Origin of the sequence: Micromonospora zhanjiangensis (genome assembly GCF_042650605.1) — a bacterium.
Classification (GTDB): domain Bacteria; phylum Actinomycetota; class Actinomycetes; order Mycobacteriales; family Micromonosporaceae; genus Micromonospora_J; species Micromonospora_J zhanjiangensis.
The window spans coordinates 1-1,340 of record NZ_JBHSBN010000103.1 but is presented as its reverse complement, the minus strand read 5'-3'; the positions used below and the strand labels follow the sequence as shown (position 1 = coordinate 1,340).

Genomic DNA, 1,340 nt, shown 5'->3' with positions numbered 1-1,340 from the left:
TCGGCCGCCGCGGTGCCCTCCTTGTAGAGCTTGTCCACCTCGGGGTTGGTGTACTGGCCGTCGTTGGAGGAACCGCCGGTGACGAACAGCGGACCGATCCAGTTCTCCACGTCCGGGTAGTCCTGCTGCCACGCGGCCCGGTACGGGCCGGTCATCTTGTGCGCGTTGATGTTCTGCCGGAACACCGCGAAGGTCGGGACCGGGGTCGCGACGGCCTCGATGCCCAGGGTGTTCTTGACCGAGTTCGCGACGGCCTCCATCCACTCCTTGTGGCTGGCGTCACCGTTGTAGAAGAACTCCATCTTGCCCTGCCAGCCACCGGCCTGCTGCAGCAACGCCTTGGCCTCGTCCGGCTTGAAGTCACAGACCGTGCAGTTACCGTCCTTGCTACCCGGGGTCAACGGGTTCGACCAGCTGTTCGCCGGCTTACGGGTGCCGTTGAACAACTTGTCCGAGATCGCCTGCCGGTCGATCGCCAACGAGATCGCCTTACGCAGCTCCGGCTTGGCGAACCGCTTGTCGTAGAACGGGAACGCGATGAACGCCGTCGACGGGGTCGGCACGTTGATCACACGGTCCTGCAGGTCGGTCTTGTACTTGTCACCAGCCAACGCCGAGGTCGGCACCTGCTGCTGGAAGTCCAGGTTCCCCGCCTGCAGATCGGCGTACGCCGCCGACGCCTGCTGGTACAGCTTCACCGTGACGTCCTTGACCTTCACCTTGTCCTCAAGGCTGTAGTCGTCGAACCGGGTCAACTTGATCTCAACGTTGTCCTGCCACGACACGAACTTGACCGGACCGTTACCGATCGGCTTCTTCCCGAACTGCTCCGGCGTCGCGGTGAAGAACGCGTCCGGCAACGGGAAGAACGCCGAGTACCCCAACATCGTCGGGAAGATCGAGAACGGCGCCGACAACTCCACCTTGAACGTGTAGTCATCCACCTTCTGCAGACCCGACATCTCCTTCGCCTTCGGCGTCGGAGCCTTCTTCGGCCCGTCCGGACCATCCGGGTCCTCGGACGTCACGTCCTGGTAACCCGCGATCTTGTCAAAGAAACTGGCGTTCTGCGCCGCGTTCGGCGCATACGCACCCCAGTTCCAGGCCCGGATGAAGTTGTCCGCCTTCACCTCGGTCCCATCGTGGAACTTCGTACCCTTCTTCAACTTGATCGTGTAGACCTTCGAGTCCGTGGTGTCGATCGACTCCGCCACCGCGTTCTTCGGCGCCCCACCGTTGTTCGGGTAGGAAACCAGACCGGTCCACATGTAGTCGAGGATGTTGCCACCACCGGTCTCAGTGGTGTTCGACGGAACCAGACCAACCTCGGGCTGCGTGCC

The 1,340-nt window shown here is 62.6% G+C and carries 1 protein-coding gene; it reads right to left on the bottom strand.

Features of this window, described 5'->3' with window-relative positions:
• On the bottom strand, nt 1-1,268 hold a 1,268-nt coding region (locus ACFOX0_RS34120; protein ID WP_377553808.1), incomplete at its 3' end, for a peptide ABC transporter substrate-binding protein.
• Between the last annotated feature and the right edge of the window lie 72 nt (nt 1,269-1,340).